At 71.2% G+C, this 16,292-nt stretch carries 11 protein-coding genes and 2 pseudogenes; 10 read left to right on the top strand and 3 right to left on the bottom strand.

From position 1 onward, the window contains the following. Positions 1-1,869 (bottom strand): ABC transporter ATP-binding protein, encoded by a 1,869-nt coding sequence (locus tag MTP03_RS19855; RefSeq protein WP_248489661.1) that lies wholly within the window; start codon positions 1,867-1,869, stop codon positions 1-3. Between the two features lie 94 nt (positions 1,870-1,963). Between MTP03_RS19855 and MTP03_RS19850 the strand changes: the two genes are divergently transcribed. From MTP03_RS19850 to MTP03_RS19825, 6 genes and pseudogenes are all read left to right on the top strand, one after another. Next, complete coding sequence (locus tag MTP03_RS19850; protein WP_248489660.1) at positions 1,964-2,707, top strand: sulfite exporter TauE/SafE family protein; 744 nt, start codon at positions 1,964-1,966, stop codon at positions 2,705-2,707. A gap of 274 nt (positions 2,708-2,981) precedes the next feature. Next, positions 2,982-3,902, top strand: a complete 921-nt coding sequence (locus MTP03_RS19845) for a SpoIID/LytB domain-containing protein (RefSeq protein WP_248489659.1) — start codon at positions 2,982-2,984, stop codon at positions 3,900-3,902. 10 nt (positions 3,903-3,912) lie between these two features. After that, entirely contained in the window at positions 3,913-4,923 is a 1,011-nt protein-coding gene (gene fgd / locus MTP03_RS19840; RefSeq protein WP_248489658.1) for a glucose-6-phosphate dehydrogenase (coenzyme-F420), read from the top strand. 23 nt (positions 4,924-4,946) lie between these two features. Further along, positions 4,947-7,063: pseudogene (gene pta / locus MTP03_RS19835) on the top strand (phosphate acetyltransferase). Continuing rightward, on the top strand, positions 7,060-8,217 hold the full coding sequence (locus MTP03_RS19830) for an acetate kinase (protein WP_248489657.1): 1,158 nt from the start codon (positions 7,060-7,062) through the stop codon (positions 8,215-8,217). The pseudogene pta and the gene MTP03_RS19830 overlap by 4 nt, the downstream one beginning before the upstream one ends. Continuing rightward, the gene (locus tag MTP03_RS19825; RefSeq protein WP_248489656.1) at positions 8,217-9,794 is read left to right on the top strand and encodes an adenylate/guanylate cyclase domain-containing protein; all 1,578 of its coding nucleotides are present in this window, start codon (positions 8,217-8,219) and stop codon (positions 9,792-9,794) included. The genes MTP03_RS19830 and MTP03_RS19825 overlap by 1 nt, the downstream gene beginning before the upstream one ends. Positions 9,795-9,825: 31 nt before the next feature. On the opposite strand, the gene MTP03_RS19820 is transcribed toward MTP03_RS19825, so the two are convergent. Beyond that, a complete protein-coding gene (locus MTP03_RS19820) occupies positions 9,826-10,752 on the bottom strand; it encodes an iron-siderophore ABC transporter substrate-binding protein (protein ID WP_248489655.1) in 927 nt (308 codons plus the stop codon). Positions 10,753-10,887: 135 nt separating this feature from the next. On the opposite strand from MTP03_RS19820, the gene MTP03_RS19815 reads away from it, so the two are divergent. From MTP03_RS19815 to MTP03_RS19805, 4 genes are read left to right on the top strand one after another with little or no spacing between them, the layout of a single operon-like run. After that, entirely contained in the window at positions 10,888-11,898 is a 1,011-nt protein-coding gene (locus MTP03_RS19815; RefSeq protein WP_248489654.1) for an iron ABC transporter permease, read from the top strand. Beyond that, complete coding sequence (locus tag MTP03_RS19810) at positions 11,895-12,716, top strand: iron chelate uptake ABC transporter family permease subunit (protein WP_256465177.1); 822 nt, start codon at positions 11,895-11,897, stop codon at positions 12,714-12,716. Before MTP03_RS19815 ends, MTP03_RS19810 begins: the two co-directional genes overlap by 4 nt. Positions 12,717-12,724: 8 nt before the next feature. Continuing rightward, complete coding sequence (locus MTP03_RS22940; protein WP_256465175.1) at positions 12,725-12,994, top strand: iron chelate uptake ABC transporter family permease subunit; 270 nt, start codon at positions 12,725-12,727, stop codon at positions 12,992-12,994. Then, positions 12,991-13,842: an ABC transporter ATP-binding protein gene (locus tag MTP03_RS19805; protein ID WP_248489653.1), complete on the top strand. Its 852-nt coding sequence runs from the start codon at positions 12,991-12,993 to the stop codon at positions 13,840-13,842. Before MTP03_RS22940 ends, MTP03_RS19805 begins: the two co-directional genes overlap by 4 nt. Positions 13,843-13,890: 48 nt before the next feature. Here MTP03_RS19805 and MTP03_RS24050 read toward each other — a convergent pair. Next, positions 13,891-16,114 (bottom strand): annotated as a pseudogene (locus tag MTP03_RS24050) (tetratricopeptide repeat protein). Positions 16,115-16,292: the final 178 nt, after the last annotated feature.

Below are 16,292 nucleotides of genomic sequence, written 5' to 3'. Positions count from 1 at the left end.
TCACGCCGCCTGGTCGGCGAACTGCGTGCGGTAGAGCTCGGCGTACCGTCCGCCCTGCGCCAGTAGGGCGTCGTGCGTGCCGCGTTCGACGATGCGCCCGGCTTCGAGCACCAGGATCTGGTCCGCGGCGCGGATCGTGGAGAGGCGGTGCGCGATCACCAGTGACGTGCGGTCGGCGAGGGCCTCGGCCAGTGCCGCCTGGACGGCGGCCTCCGACGTCGAGTCCAGGTGGGCCGTGGCCTCGTCGAGGATCACGACGGACGGCTGAGCGAGCAGCAGCCGCGCGATCGTCAGCCGCTGGCGCTCGCCGCCCGACAGGCGGTAGCCGCGCTCGCCGACCACCGTGTCCAGGCCGTCCGGCAGGTGCTCCACCAGGTCCTCGAGGCGCGCGCGGCGCAGCGCGTCGTGCACCTGCGCGTCCGTCGCATCGGGGTTCGCGAGCAGCAGGTTCGCGCGGATCGTGTCGTGGAACAGGTGCCCGTCCTGCGTGACCAGGCCGATGGCGGCGTGCAGGCTCCGGGCGGTGATGTCACGCAGGTCCGTGCCGTTCAGGGTGATCGCCCCGGAATCCGGGTCGTAGAGCCGGGTCGCGAGCTGGGCGATCGTCGACTTCCCGGCGCCGGAACTGCCGACCAGCGCGACCATGGTGCCGGGTGCGGCGGTGAACGAGACGTCGTGCAGCACCGTCTCGCCGCCGCGGGTGTCGAGCTGCGCGACCTCCTCGAGCGACGCGAGCGAGACCTTGTCCGCGGAGGGGTAGGCGAAGTCGACGCCGTCGAAGCGCAGCTGCGCCGCGCCCTTGTCGATCGCGATGGCGTCGGGCGCGTCGCGAACCATAGGTTCCAGGTCCAACACCTCGAAGACGCGCTCGAACGAGACCAGCGCGGTCATCACCTCGACGCGCGCGTTCGCGAGCGCGGTGAGCGGAACGTAGAGCCGGGTGAGCAGCAGTGCCAGCGCGACGACGGCGCCCGCCTGTAGATCGCCGCGGATGGCGTAGAAGCCGCCCAATCCGTACACCAGGGCGAGTGCGAGCGAGCTGACCAGCGTCAGCATCGTCACGAAGGTCATCCGGGCCATGGCGATGCGGACGCCGATGTCGCGCACGGCGCCGGCGCGCCAGGCGAACTCGTGCGATTCGATCTCGGGCCGGCCGTACAGCTTGACCAGGGTGGCGCCGGGGGCCGAGAAGCGCTCTGTCATCTGGTCGCTCATCGATGCGTTGTGCCGGGCCGCGCGGCGCGACATGGCCGCGATCTTCCGCCCCATGCTGCGCGAGGGAATGATGAACACCGGTAACAGGAGCAGTGCCAGCAGCGTGATCTGCCACGAGATCGTGAGCATCACGCCCAGCGTGAGAGCGAGCGTGACCACGTTGGTGACCACGCCGGCGAGGGTGTCGGAGAATGCGCGCTGCGCCCCGAGCACGTCGTTGTTGAGGCGGCTCACCAGCGCGCCCGTGCGGGTCCGGGTGAAGAAGGCCACCGGCATCGTCTGGACGTGGTCGAAGACGGCCGTGCGCAGCTGGTAGATCAGGCCCTCGCCGATGCGCGAGGAGAACCAGCGCGAGAGCAGGTCGACGCCCGCGCCGACGATCGCGATGACCGCGATCAGGACCGCGAGCTGGACCACCGCGGACGTGGGGCCGCCGCCCACGATGCGGTCCACCACCCTGCCCGCGAGCAGCGGCGTGGCCACGGCGAGCAGCGCCGAGACCACCGAGAGCAGCAGGAACGCGGTGAGCCGCCAGCGGTGCGGCCGGGCGAACGGGCCCATCCGGCGCAGCGTGTCGGCGGGGCGGCGCGACGGTGCGTCGAGCGACCGATTCCCCTGGTACAGGGTGCTCCATGCGACCGATTCCATGCTCATGCATGAAACCCTACGACCTCAAGTTAACTTGATGTCCAGTCGTTCGCGGAGGGCGTAGCGCGGGCCGTTCCCCGCGGTGGCGCAGGATGGCGGGGTGTCCGTGGTCGAGCTGGTGCTGGTGTGCGTGGCGGGCTTCGCCGCGGGCCTGATCGGATTCCTCACCGGCCTCGCGTCCGTGGTCTCGTACCCGGCGCTGCTCGCCGCGGGGCTCGCGCCCGTGGCCGCCAACGTGACCAACACCGTGGCGATGGTCGCTGTCGGCGGCGGCTCCGTCGCGAACTCTGTCTCCGACCTCGCCGACGACAAGCCGCGCATGCTCCGGCTCGCGGTGCTCGCCCTGGCCGGCGGCGCGGTCGGTTCGACGGTGCTGCTGCTCGCCCCCGGCGATACCTTCGAGCGGATCGTGCCGGTGCTGGTCGGGATCGCCTCGCTCGCGATCCTGCTGCAGCCGCGGCTGCGCGCGCTGGCGGGCGAGCGCACCTTTCCGGTGGTGTTCCCGATCGGGATCTTCCTGGTCGCGGTGTACGGCGGGTACTTCGGTGCGGGCGCGGGCGTGATGATCCTGGCGCTCACCCTGGTCTGCACGACGATGCCGATGTGGCGGGCCGTGGTCGAGAAGAGTTACGTCCTGGGGATCGCGAACCTGGTCGCGGCGCTGGCTTTCGCCGCCTTCGGTCCCGTGCACTGGCCCGCCGCCGTCGCGATGGGCGTCGGTGGCTTCGCGGGCGGCTGGTGCGGCCCTCCGGTCGCCAAACGCGTCGATCAGGACCTGCTCCGCCGGACGGTGGCCGTCTGCGGCCTGGGTCTGTCGGTCTGGCTGGCGCGCGTCTGGTTCTGAGCGCGCGCCGGCGGCGGACCGTCGAACCGCGACGCGGCGGCGGACCGTCGAACTGCGGAGCCCGCGCCCCCCGATTCGTCCCAGCCCCACCGATTCGACCGGCGTTCCGGTGGGGCTCGGACGAATCGGGGGAGGGCGGCGTTTCGAGGGGGGCACGACGGAAAGGGGGGCGCCGTACGAAAAGGGGGCGGGAGTCCGGTGGGGTTGACAAGTCTCGATGTTTACTTGAGTCTCAATAATCACAATCACCTCATTGGTAACGAAGGAGACCCGGATGCCCGTGTGGATCGACGGCGGCCCCCGTCGCTCTCGGCGATCGAGGGCCGCGCGGGCAGCGGCGGCCACCGTCGTCCCTGCGCTGCTGGTGGGGGGCGCGCTCGCGGCCTGGGATCGCTCCGCGCCGGCGTCCGCACCGTCGGACCCGGTCCTGGTGGACCTCCCCGGCGCGGCCGGCGGGCACGGTCGCGGGATGAGTCAGCTCGGCGCGTTCGAGTACGCCAAGCAGGGCTGGACCGTCCATCAGATCCTGAACAAGTACTACCCCGGTGCGACGCTGGGCACCGTGCACACCGGGTTGCCCGTCACCGTCAACCTGACCGAGCGTAAGCGGCTCGACGTACTCGCCCCGGCGGGCGCCGTGGTCGGGGGCCAGCAGGTGGCCCCGGGCCAGGCCGTGAGCATCGACGGTACGACCGCGACGATCCGCGCGGGATGCGGCGGCGCGGTCGTCGGCTCGATCCCGAGCCCGGACGGCACCGTCGCACCCCCGACGGCCAACCAGTCCGTCCCCGCCGACCAGGTGCTGCGGTTCTGCGGCGATAACGCGGGGTACCGGGGCAGCCTCGTCGCGCGCGGCGGCAAGGTGCTCAACGTGGTCGGGCTCGAGGACTACGTGCGCGGCGTCGTCCCGATCGAGAGCTCGCCCGGCTGGGCCGACCAGGGCGGTACCGCGGCCCTGCAGGCCCAGGCGATCGCGGCCCGCTCGTACGCGCTGGTCCGCGGCGCCGAGCGCGGCGACGAGTTCACCGACACCCAGGCCTCTCAGGTCTACGGCGGCGTCGATCGCGAGGATCCGCGCACCGACGCCGTGGTGGCGAGCACGGGCGGGCTCGTGATGGCGCAGGCGGGTCGCGTGTTCGAGACCGAGTACGGGGCATCCCGCGCCGACGACCCGGCCTCGCGTCCCGCGCCGTAGTGTGAGTCGTATGGCGAAGTTGCAGCTGGGATACAAGGCGTCGGCGGAGCAGTTCGGGCCGCGCGAGTTGGTGGAGATCGCCGTCGCGGCGGAGGCCGCCGGCCTGGATTCGGTCGCGGTGAGCGACCACTTCCAGCCGTGGCGCGTGAACGGCGGCCACGCGCCGTTCTCGCTGGCGTGGATGGCCGCCGTGGGGGAGCGTACCGAGCGGGTGAAGATCGGCACCTCGGTCATGACGCCCACGTTCCGCTACAACCCGGCGGTGATCGCGCAGGCGTTCGCGTCGATGGCGTGCATGTACCCGGACCGGATCTTCCTGGGCGCCGGCACCGGCGAGGCGCTCAACGAGTACGCCACCGGCTTCCAGGGCGAGTGGCCGGAGTTCAAGGAGCGGTTCGCGCGGCTGCGCGAGTCCGTGCGGCTGATGCGCGCACTGTGGTCCGGCGAGATCACGAACTTCGAGGGCGACTACTACCACACCAAGGACGCGGTCCTGTTCGATGTTCCGGAGAACCCGGTGCCCGTCTACATCGCCGCCGGCGGCCCCGTCGTCGCGAAGTACGCGGGCCGCGTGGGCGACGGCATGATCTGCACCTCGGGCAAGGGCATGGAGCTCTATACCGACAAGTTGATCCCCGCAGCGAAGGAGGGATCGGACCTCGCCGGCCGAGACTTCGAGGCGCTGGACAAGATGATCGAGATCAAGATCAGCTACGACCCGGATCCGGAGCTGGCGCTGGAGAACACGCGGTTCTGGGCGCCGCTCTCGCTCACCGCGGAGCAGAAGCATTCGGTGAACTCGAGCGCCGAGATGGAGCGCCTCGCCGATGAGCTGCCGATCGAGCAGGTCGCCAAGCGGTGGATCGTCACGTCGGATCCCGACGAGGCCGTCGCGGTCGTCAAGCAGTACGTGGATGCGGGCCTGAACCATCTGGTGTTCCACGCGCCCGGCCACGACCAGCGGCGGTTCTTGGACGTCTTCGCCCGGGACCTCGAGCCCCGCCTGCGTGCGCTGGGTTGATCGAGAACTGCGATAGTTAGCCCATGGGCCAGACCGCGGAGCGATCCCCGAAGACGACCAGTATCTACATCGCCTCCTCGGAGGGCGATACGGGCAAGTCCACGATCGCGCTCGGCGCGATGAACCTCCTGACGTCCACGGGCTGGACGATCGGCGTGTTCCGGCCGATCCCGCGGTCCACGGGGAGCAGCGGGACTACATCCTGGAGCTCCTCATCGAGCAGTGCACCGCCGACCTCACCTACGACGAGTGCGTGGGCGTGAGCTACCAGCAGGTGCACGAGGACCCGGACGCGGCGATCGCGCAGATCGTGGACCGCTTCCACGCGGTGGCGGACAAGTGCGACTTCGTGCTCGTCCTGGGGTCGGACTACACCGACGTCACCACGCCGACCGAACTGTCGTTCAACGCGCGGATCGCGGTGAACCTCGGGTCGTCGATCCTGCTCGCGGTCAAGGCGCTCGACCGTACCCCGGACGAGGTTGTGCTCGCCGCCGAGCAGGCGATGTCGGAGATCCGGGTGAATCACGCCCACACCGCGTCGATCATCGCGAACCGCTGCGCCCCCGATCAGCGCGAGGTGGTCTGCGCGGCCCTCGAGGCGGAGACGGGGCTGCCCGTCTGGGTACTGCCCGAGGAGCCGGTGCTCACCGCGCCGACCATCGGCGAACTGATGGATGCCATGGACGGCAAGCTCCTCTGGGGCGACCCGGAACTGCTCTCCCGCGAGGCGATGGACGTGCTGGTCGCGGGCATGACCGCCGAGCACAGTCTGGAGCGGCTCACCGAGGGCGTGGCGGTGGTCGCGCCCGGCGACCGGTCCGAGGTGCTGCTGTCGATGGTCACCGCGCACCGAGCCAACGGCTTCCCGTCGCTGTCCGGGATCATCCTCAACGGCGGCTACGCCCCGCACCCGATGACCGCGGCGCTGGTGGACGGGCTGAAGCCGAACCTGCCGATCGTCGCCGTCGAGCACGGCACCTACGAGACCGCCCGGATCGCGTCGAACACCCGCGGCCGCGTGGGGCCCGGATCCGAGCGCAAGGTGGACCTGGCGATCGCGCTCACCGAGAAGTACGTGGTCTCCGAGGCTCTGCTGGAGGCGTTGCAGGTCTCGAATCCCGGTGTGGTGACGCCGCAGATGTTCGAGTACAACCTCATCGCGCGGGCCCGCGCCGATCGCAAGCGGATCGTGCTGCCGGAGGGCGACGACGACCGCATCCTGCGCGCGGCGGGACGGCTGCTGCAGCGCGAGGTCGCCGACCTGACGATCCTGGGCCAGGAGTCCCGCGTGCGCGCCCGCGCCGCCGAACTGGGCGTCGACCTCGGCGACGCCGACGTGATCGACCCGAAGCGCGCAGCCGATCTCGTCGCGAAGTTCGCGCAGACCTATTACGAGCTGCGCAAACACAAGGGCATGACCCTCGAGCGCGCCGCCGAGGCGGTGGTCGACGTGAGCTACTTCGGCACGCTGATGGTGTACCACGGCCTCGCCGATGGCATGGTCTCCGGCGCGGCGCACACCACGGCGCACACCATCCGGCCGTCGTTCGAGATCGTCAAGACCAAGCCCGGCGTCTCGACGGTGTCGTCCATCTTCCTGATGTGCCTGCCGGACAAGGTGCTCGCGTACGGCGATTGCGCGGTGGTCCCGGACCCGACCGACACGCAGCTGGCCGACATCGCGATCTCGTCGGCGCAGACCGCGGCGCAGTTCGGCATCGATCCGCGGGTGGCGATGCTCTCCTACTCGACGGGCGAGTCCGGCACCGGCGCCGATGTCGACAAGGTGCGGGCCGCCACCGGACTGGTCCGCGAGCGCGCACCGGAACTGTTGGTGGAGGGCCCGATCCAGTACGACGCCGCGGTCGACCCGGGCGTCGCCGCGGCGAAGATGCCCGACTCCGCGGTCGCGGGCAGGGCGACGGTGCTCGTCTTCCCGGACCTGAACACGGGCAACAACACCTACAAGGCGGTGCAGCGCTCCGCGGGCGCCGTCGCGATCGGCCCGGTGCTGCAGGGTCTCAACGCGCCGATCAACGACCTGTCGCGCGGCGCGCTGGTCGAGGACATCGTGAACACGGTCGCCATCACGGCGATCCAGGCGCAGGCCTTCGCGGCCGAGAAGGGGAAGTCATGACTGCCGTCGCGGGGACGGTCCTCGTCCTGAACTCCGGCTCGTCGTCGCTGAAGTATCAACTGCTGCACCCGGACACGGGCGAGGTGGTGCACGGGGGCATCGTCGAGCGGATCGGCGAGACCGACGTGCCCGACCACAAGGCCGCCCTGCGCCTGGTGTTCGACGAGTTCGCCGCGCGCGGCCTCGACCTCACCGACGGTGCCGGTACCCCCGCCGGGATCGCCGCCGTCGGTCACCGGGTCGTGCACGGCGGCCGCAGTTTTCACGCGCCCACGGTGATCGACGACCACGTGCTCTCGGAGATCCGTCGGCTCAGTTCGCTGGCGCCGCTGCACAACCCGGCCAACGCGCAGGGGATCGAGGTGGCGCGGGAACTGCTGCCGCAGGTGAGGCAGGTCGCCGTGTTCGACACGGCGTTCTTCTTCGACCTCCCGGGCGCGGCGGCCACCTACGCGATCGACCGCGAGCTGGCGCAGGAACACGCGTTGCGCCGCTACGGTTTCCACGGCACCTCGCACCAGTACGTCTCCGAGCAGGTCGCGGCGTTCCTCGGCAGGCCGAACGCCGAGGTGAACCAGATCGTGCTGCACCTGGGGAACGGCGCCTCGGCGTCCGCGGTCCGGGGCGGCCGCGCCGTCGACACCTCGATGGGCCTGACCCCGCTCGAGGGCCTCGTGATGGGCACGCGCACCGGCGACATCGACCCGGGGCTCGTGCTGCACCTGGGCCGCAGCCTGGGTATGTCGATCGACGAGATCGACGAGCTGCTCAACCGGAAGTCCGGACTCAAGGGCCTGGCCGGCGAGAACGACTTCCGCGCGCTGGGCGCCCTGATCGAGGCCGGCGACGAGGACGCGAAGCTCGCCTACGACGTGTACATCCACCGCCTGCGCCGCTACGTGGGGGCCTACCTGGTGGACCTCGGGCGGGTCGACGCGATCGCGTTCACGGCGGGCGTGGGGGAGAACGCCGCGCAGGTCCGCGCCGACGCTCTCGCCGGGCTGGAGGGATTCGGCATCGTCGTCGATCCCGAGCGGAACGCGGTGCGTTCCGGCGAGCCCCGCCGGATCTCCCCGGACGACGCGCCCGTCGCGGTCCTCGTGGTCCCGACCAACGAGGAGCTGGCGATAGCCCGCGACGCGGCGAGGTTCTGATGCCCCGCGGGCAGCTGTCGGGGGACGATGATGACGGGGGCGACTACGGTTCGCCACTGCTCGGAACGCGGACCGACGGTGCCCGGCAGCGCAGGACCCGCACGGTCGCGCTGATCGCGGTGACCTCCTCGATCGCGACGCTGCTCGGCGGTGGCTTCGCCGCGATGCTCATCGTGGTCGGGATCCCCGAACCGTCCGTGCAGCGGCCGGAACTCCGGGCGATCAACACGGTGGTGGTGCCGTCCTACATCGCGGCGGGGCTGGTGCTGGGGCACCTGTACACGTTCTGGCTGGTGAACCGGTCGCTGCGCTGGACCGGGGGCGACGAACCCCCGACCGAACAGGAGGCCGCGGGCGCCCTGGCGCTGCCGCGCCGGCTCTACTGGTTCGAGGTGGCCGCCTGGGTCTGCGCGGCGATCCTGTTCGGCTCGTTGTACGGCCGGGTCGATGCGAACCTCGTGCCGAAGGTCTCGCTGGTGGTGCTCGGCGCCGGTCTGATGACCTCCGGCGTCGTGCGGGTTCTGACCGAGTTCAGCATGCGCCCGGTGACGGCGATCGCGCTCCAGGTGGCGCAGCACGAGCCGCGGCACCAGTCCCTGCAGGCGCGCTCGCTGCGGCTGTGGCTGGTGGGTTCCGGGCTGCCGTACCTCGGCGTGCTGACGGTGGCGCTGTTCGCGCTGTTCGAACCCGCGGCCACCGTCCGCGGCATCGCGGTGAGCATGTGCGTGCTCGCCGCCGGCGGGTTCTTCTCCGGGATGGTTTTCAACCTGCTCTCGTCGTCGCGTGTGTCCGCGCCGGTCAAGAGCGTGACGACCGGCATGCGGCGGGTGTCCGAGGGACGGTACGACACCGAGGTCGTGGTCTACGACGGGACGTCGCTGGGAGACCTGCAGTCCGGGTTCAACGCGATGGCGGCCGGACTCCGCGAGCGCGAGCGGGTGCGAGACCTGTACGCGCGCCAGGTGGGCGAGCAGGTGGCCCGCGCGACCATCGAGCGCGACCCCGAGCTGGGCGGCGTGGAGCAGACGGTCGCGGTGATCTTCATCGACCTGGTCGGCTCGACGGCGCTGGCCGCGGAGCGCCCGGCCGTCGAGGTGGTCGAGATCCTCAACCGGTTCTGCGGGGTGGTGGTCGCCGAGGTCAACAGCCGGGGCGGGCTGGTCAACAAGTTCGAGGGCGATGCTGTGCTGGCGATCTTCGGCGCGCCGGCGCCGCTCACCGATCCTTCCGGCGCCGCGCTGGCCGCAGCGCGCGCCATGATGCGTCGCCTCGGCGTCGAGGTGCCCGAGGTCCGGGCCGGCTGCGGGGTCACGTTCGGCACCGTCGTCGCCGGATACGTCGGGGCGGCGGACCGCTTCGAGTACACGGTGATCGGCGATCCCGTGAACGAGGCCGCCCGGCTCTCGACCTACGCCAAGGTGGATCCGACGGTGCCGTGGGCCACCGCTCCGGCCGTCGATGCCGCAGACCCCGACGAGGCGCGGCGCTGGCGGCCGGGCCCCGTCGACGTGCTCCGCGGGCGGATCCGGTCCACCCGGATGTACACGGCGGTGGAGCTCATCCGGCCCGGGCGCTGACTGCCCCGGGGGCCGCCGAGTGCTCCGGGCGTCAGGCGAACGTGGGCAGCTTCGGAGGGAGTGTCGTGAGGACCCACTCGATGGTCACGGGGTTCGGCATCGACATGGCGTTGCCGATCGTCCGGTCGATCGTGGTGACCCGGTTCTCGCGGCTGACCGCCAGGGACCGGAACGCGGTGTCCTCGGTGACCTTCGTGCCGTAGTCGAGGTAGACGAGGGCGTCGAGGTCCAGCACGGCGAGGTTCTCGGCGGAGACCTCGGTGAAGAACTTGCCCTCGGGGATCAGTTTCGCGACCGCCTCGGGCAGCGTGAAACCCAGCATCTGCAGGACCTGGCCGCGGCCGTCCGTCGTGGCGTACACGTAGAAGCCGCCGTCGGCCTTCGGCAGGATCGTTGCGGCCGTCTTCCCCTGGTACTGCGGGTGCTGCGCCTTGGCCCGAGTGATGGCCTCGTTCGTCTTGGTGATCAGCGCGTCGCCCTCGGCGGCCTTGCCGACTCCCTTGGCGATGGCGCGGACCTGCTCCTCCCACGGCACGCCCCAGGCCGCGTACTGCGCGGGCCGGCGGATCACGGGCGCGATCGCCTCGAGGCGGGCGAAGGTGGCGTCGTCGAATCCGGAGTTCACGGCGACGATCACATCGGGCTTCGCCGCGGCGACCTTCTCGATCGCCTTCGTGTCCATGTTCGTGCCGGTGCCCAGCAGCATCTCGGGCTTCGCGTCGCCCAGCAGCGGCTTCGCCCACTCACCCACCGGTTCGGTGGCGTCCTGCGCCCAGGGCGCGACGAGCACGGGCACCACATCGAGCGCGAGCAGCGTGTCCACGTCGCCGAGCCCGAGAGACGCAACCCGCTTCGGCGATTCGACGGTGCCGCTCGGGCCCGCCGAGTCGGCCGGCGAGCCGCACGCGGCGAGGGTGATCGAGAGCACGATGGCGAGGATCGCCGAGACCAGACGCATGCCGCCCCTTCCCTGGGATGAAGGGCAGCCTATCATTACGATCGTGACCGTCATCTCGACCGAGAAGGCCCCCGCGGGAGGACGCCGCCTGCGCGGCCCGTCCCGACCACCGGCGCCGCTCGCCGCAAACGCCGCGTGCTCGGCCTCGTGCTGCTCGTGGTGCTGCTGGCAGTGACCGTGGTGGCCTCGCTGGCCATCGGCTCGCGGAGCCTGGCCCCGTCGGACGTGTGGGCGGGCCTGCTCCACCGGTACACCACCGGACCGAACCCCGCGGACCCCGAGCTCAACGAGGCCGCGATCATCATCCAGACGCTGCGTGTACCGCGCACTCTGCTCGCGCTCATCGCGGGCGCGGCGCTGGCGCTGGCCGGCGCGCTGATCCAGGGACACACGCGGAACCCGATCGCGGATCCGGGCATCCTCGGCATCACACAGGGTGCCGCGTTCGCCGTGGTGTGCGCGACGTTCCTCGGCGGCCTCACGGCTCCGATCCAGTACGTCTGGTTCGCGTTCGCCGGCGCCGCGATCGCCGCGGTCGTGGTCTTCGGCCTGTCCAGCGTCGGCAAGGGGGTCGCATCGCCGCTGACGCTGGTGCTCGCCGGCACCGGCGTGAGCGTGTTCCTGAGCTCGATGACGTCCGCGGTCGCCCTGAGCGACAGCGCCTCGCTCGACACGCTGCGGTTCTGGAACGCGGGCGCGGTGGTGGGCCGCGGATTCGACGTGATCGTGGTGGTCGCGCCGTTCATCGCCGTCGGCGCGGTCCTGGCGCTGTCGAACGGTCCGGCCGTGAACCTGCTCAACATGGGCGACGACGTGGCGAAGGGCCTGGGCCTGAACATCGGCCTGGCGCGGACCATCGGCGTGCTGGCGGTGACGGTGCTCGTGGGCGCGGCGACCGCCGCCTGCGGCAGCATCGCGTTCCTGGGCCTGATGGTGCCGCACATCGTGCGGTTCTTCACCGGCCCCGACTACCGCTGGTTATTACCGTTCTCGGCACTGATGGGCGCGTGGCTGTTGCTCGCGGCCGACATCGTGGGCCGCGTGGTGGCGCGTCCGGGCGAGCTGGAGGTGGGCATCGTGGTGGCCATGGTGGGCGCGCCGTTCTTCGTCGGTCTGGTCTGGTGGCGGAAGGCGGTCCGGGTATGAGCGTGACGATGGACAAGACGCCGGGGGAGACGCCCTCGGTGAGGCCTCCGATCCAGTCCGGCCTGCGGTGGGGCGGCGTCGTCTCGTTCGTGTGGCGACCGTGGCCGGTGGCGGTCACCGTCATCCTCGGCGTGGTGGCGTTCGTGGCCTTCTGCGCCAGCATCCGGCTCGGCGAGTTCCCGCTCACCTTCACCGAGGTGCTGCAGGCCCTCGTGGGCCGGGGCGAGTCGATGACCAACTTCATCGTGATGGACCTGCGTATGCCGCGGGCCCTGGTCGGGGTGCTCGTGGGCCTCGCGCTGGGGATGTCCGGCGCGATCGTCCAGTCGATCGCCCGCAACCCGCTGGCCAGCCCCGACATCCTGGGCATCACCGCGGGCGCGGGCGTCGCGGCGGTCTTCCTGGTCACCTCGACCGGCACCCTCGCGGCCACGCTGAACACCGACTTCGGCCTGCCCGTCGTGGCGCTGGCCGGCGGGCTCGCGACCGGCCTGCTCGTGTACCTGCTCGCCGTGCGCGGCGGGGTCGACGGGATGCGCCTGATCCTCGTCGGCATCGCGATCACGGCCCTCATGCGCGCGCTGATCGACTGGATGCTGGTGCGCGCCGACATCCGCGACGTGGCCCGCGCCCAGACCTGGCTGGTGGGATCGCTCGAGAGCCGCGACTGGGGCGACGTGACGTCGGCGCTGGTCATCTCGGTGCCCGCCTTCCTCCTCGCGATGTGCGCCGCGTTCGCGCTCAAGGCGGTGCAGTTGGGCGACGATGTGGCACTGGGCCTCGGGGTCCGCCGGGCTTCACCCGCGCGGTCCTGCTGATCGCGGCGGTGCTGCTCGCCGCCGCCGGCGTCTCGGCGGCCGGTCCGATCGCGTTCGTCGCGTTCGTCTCCCCGCAGCTCGCCATGCGACTGACGCGACTGCCGACGCCGCCACTGATCCCGTCGGCGCTGATGGGCGCCGCGCTGCTGGTGTGCGCCGACCTCGTGGCCCGCACCGCGTTCCCCGTGACCCTGCCGGTGGGCATCGTCACCGCCGCCGTCGGCGGCCCGTTCCTCGTCTACATGCTCGTCCGCCAGAACCTCAAGGGGGCCAAGTGACCACCCGCATCGTCACCGAGACCGACGCGGCGAACCCGCCGCAGGACGGCGCACCGTCGAGGCTGGGAGCCCGCGCGGTCTCGTCCGGCTACGGGCACACCACCGTGCTCGACGGCCTGGACATCGACATCCCCACCGGCGTGGTCACCACGATCATCGGGCCGAACGGGTGCGGCAAGTCGACGCTGTTGCGCACCCTGGCCCGGCTGATCAAGCCCACCTCCGGTCACGTGGTGCTCGACGGTGCCGACATCGCCAAGCTCAAGTCGAAGCAGATCGCCACCACGATGGGCCTGCTGCCGCAGAGTCCGCTCGCCCCCGAGGGGCTCACCGTCGGTGACCTGGTGGCGCGCGGGCGGCATCCGCACCAGACTTGGCTGCGGCAGTGGAGCTCCGACGACGCCGAGGTGGTGGACGCCGCGCTCGAGCAGACCGGCGTGCGCGACCTGGCCGACCGCACCGTCGACTCCCTGTCCGGCGGTCAGCGGCAGCGGGTGTGGATCTCCATGACCCTGGCCCAGGGCACCGACCTGCTGCTGCTCGACGAGCCGACCACCTACCTCGACCTCTCGCACGCCCTGGACGTGCTCGATCTGGTGGACGAGCTCAGCGACCAGGGGCGGACCGTCGTCATGGTGCTGCACGACCTGAACCTCGCCATCCGGTACAGCGACCACATCATCGCCATGCGCGACGGTGCCGTGGTCGCGCAGGGCGCGCCGGCCGACGTCATCAGCGAGGAGATGCTGCAGGAGACCTTCGGCCTGCGGTCCAAGGTGATCGACGATCCCGTCGCGCCGGGTCGGCCGTGCATCGTCCCGATCGGCGACCGGCGCACCGGCGAGTAGTCGCACGCCCGAGCGCGACCGCGACGTGCGGCACCGTCGGGCGCGCCGTCAGAAGAGCGTGCGCGGTCGGATCGCGTTGGCGAGATCGACCAGGGCGTGCCGCTGACGCTTCCGCTCGGCGAGGGCGGCGAGCTCGCGCAGCGACTTCTCCGCGGCCTTGCGCAGTCCGCGCTCGGTCAGCTCGTGGTCGAGCAGCGTCGAGGTGCCGTCCAGCCGCCCGTGCTGGTTGCGGTGCTGGACCCACCCCAGCGCGACGCCGAGCACGAGGGCGCGCAACTGCATCCGCCGCCACTCGGACTTCGGGAGCGTCCGGACGCGGCGCGCCGCCTCCTGCAGCTGGGCCTCCGAGACGTCGGCCAGGTCGCGGCCGTGGACCAGCGCGATCACCGAGCTGCACAGAGCGTTGTGGTAGTGCCGGCTCGTCGACGGCACCTGGTCCAGGATCTCGACGGTGCCCGCGATGTCGCCCGCGGCGCGGCGCATGCGGGCGGCGCCGAACGCCGCGGAGATGATGCCCCGGTCGGTCCGCCACACGCTCTCGTAGCGCTCGCGGGCCCGATCCCGCCAGCCGTCCGGGTCGGATTCGCCGGAGAGGAAGCAGAACTCGGCCGCGACGGCGGCGGCCAGCTTGGGCGCGGCCTCGCCCGGCGCCTGGTCGGTGACGGTCTCGAAGAAGTCGTACGCACCGGAGTAGTCGCCCTGCATGAGCGCGGTCTCGGCGCGGTACCAGGTGACCTGCCAGCGGTGCGGTTCGCGCGCGGCGAGCGAGTCGAGGAGGGTGGTCGCCGCGTCGACCTCGCCGAGTTCCAGGTGCGCGCGGGCCTCCGCGAGATCGATCTCGACGGTGCCGGCCATCGCCTCGCGCAGTTCGGCCAGCGAGTCGAGGATCTGGGTGGGGTCGCTGCGCATGGTGAGGGCGAGCACGCCGGCCGCGGGGTCGGACGGGTTGGCGATGGGGATCGGCAGCGCGGCCAGCACCTCCGGTGCGCGCAGCATGTCGTCGTGCACGTCGGGGTCGGGATCGACGGCGCGGAGCATCAGCTCGACGCCGAACGTCGAGCGTTGCGGCGTGAACACCACGGACAAACCGGGCCGCGGCTCGCCGGACTTGGTGGAGAGGCATTCGCGCAGGACCCCGAGCAATTGGTCCGTGAGCTCGGCGGCCGAGGCGAACCGCTCGTCGGGGTCCTCGGCGGTGGCTTTGACCAGCAGACGGTAGAGCGAGTTGTACTTCTCCAGCGTGTCGTCCTCGGTGGGCGAGGGCAGGCCGTCGACGTAGCGGCCCTTCTCCATCGGGACGTCGGCGACGAGGACGGCGAGCGTGCGGCCCACGGTGTACACGTCGGACGCGATGGTGGGGCCGGTCTTCGCGATCTCGGGCGCCTGGAATCCCGGTGTGCCGTAGATGAACCCGTATCCGCCCAGCGGAGCCACGGCGCCCAGGTCGATCAGCTTGACGTCCTCCTCGCTGATCATGATGTTGTCGGGCTTGAGGTCGTTGTACGCCAGCCCCAGGCTGTGCAGGTACCCGAGGGCGGGCAGCACCTCGAGGATGTAGGCGATGGCCTGCTCGACCTCGATCCCGCTCCCGGCCTCTGCCTCGGCTTCGGCCAGGATGTCCTTGACGGTCTTCCCCGGCACGTACTCCATCACGATGTAGCCGATCCGGGTCCCGTCCGGATCGGGGTGCTCGACGAAGTTGTAGATCTTGACGATCGACGGGTGGGTCATCTCGGCCAGGAACCGTCGTTCCGAGACCGCGACGGCCTGCGCCTGTTCGTCGCCCGAGTTGAGCAGGCCCTTGAGCACCACGGGCCGGTCGACCACGTTGATGTCGGTCGCCAGGTAGATCCACCCCATGCCACCGTGCGCGATCGCGCCCTGGATCTCGTACTGATCGGCCACGATGTCGCCGGGTTCGAGCGCGGGCTCGAACGAGAACCGTGCGCCGCAATGCGGGCAGGTGCCGATCAGCGCGCCGGGCTCGCCGTCATGCGCGCGTCCCACCGGCTTGCGGCAGTTCCAGCAGTAGCGCTTCCTCCGCGATGATCGGGTTCGTCTTGATCGCTTCGGACGGGTCCACCTCGATGATCCGCGGGATCTCCACCAGCCCGCCGCCGACGCGCCTGCGGGCGGCCACCCGGGTCGTGGTCGCCACCCGCGCGGGGCCCTTGCCGAACCGCGGTGTGGCCTCCGTGTTCACGGCGGGCGGTGGCACCGTCGTCACCTGCGTCCCCACGGGTGGGGGTTCCGTGTCGAACAGGCCCTCCATCGGGGCCCCGACGGTGCCGGGCCCCTCGTCGTCCGTCAGGTCGGTCGGGGTCGCGACGGTGCCGGGCCCCTCGTCCGTCAGGTCCGTGGGGGTCGCGACGGTGCCGGCGCTGTCGTCGTCCTCGTCGAACGTCACGACCTGCGCCTGTGTGTGTTCCAGCTCCTCGTCCTGCTCCATC

It is taken from the genome of Tsukamurella sp. PLM1, from assembly GCF_023168325.1.
In the GTDB taxonomy this organism is placed as follows: Bacteria; Actinomycetota; Actinomycetes; order Mycobacteriales; family Mycobacteriaceae; genus Tsukamurella.
Note: the sequence above shows the minus strand (reverse complement) of the source record. Positions and strands in the feature narration are given on the sequence as shown.

What these genes read in the sequence shown, in the direction of transcription:
- MTP03_RS19825 (WP_248489656.1), top strand. Translation starts at nt 8,217, where the DNA reads ATGCCCCGCGGGCAGCTGTCGGGGGACGATGATGACGGGGGCGACTAC.
- MTP03_RS19830 (WP_248489657.1), top strand. Translation starts at nt 7,060, where the DNA reads ATGACTGCCGTCGCGGGGACGGTCCTCGTCCTGAACTCCGGCTCGTCG.
- MTP03_RS19810 (WP_256465177.1), top strand. Translation starts at nt 11,895, where the DNA reads ATGAGCGTGACGATGGACAAGACGCCGGGGGAGACGCCCTCGGTGAGG.
- MTP03_RS19855 (WP_248489661.1), bottom strand. Translation starts at nt 1,869, where the DNA reads ATGAGCATGGAATCGGTCGCATGGAGCACCCTGTACCAGGGGAATCGG.
- fgd (WP_248489658.1), top strand. Translation starts at nt 3,913, where the DNA reads ATGGCGAAGTTGCAGCTGGGATACAAGGCGTCGGCGGAGCAGTTCGGG.
- MTP03_RS19820 (WP_248489655.1), bottom strand. Translation starts at nt 10,752, where the DNA reads ATGCGTCTGGTCTCGGCGATCCTCGCCATCGTGCTCTCGATCACCCTC.
- MTP03_RS19845 (WP_248489659.1), top strand. Translation starts at nt 2,982, where the DNA reads ATGCCCGTGTGGATCGACGGCGGCCCCCGTCGCTCTCGGCGATCGAGG.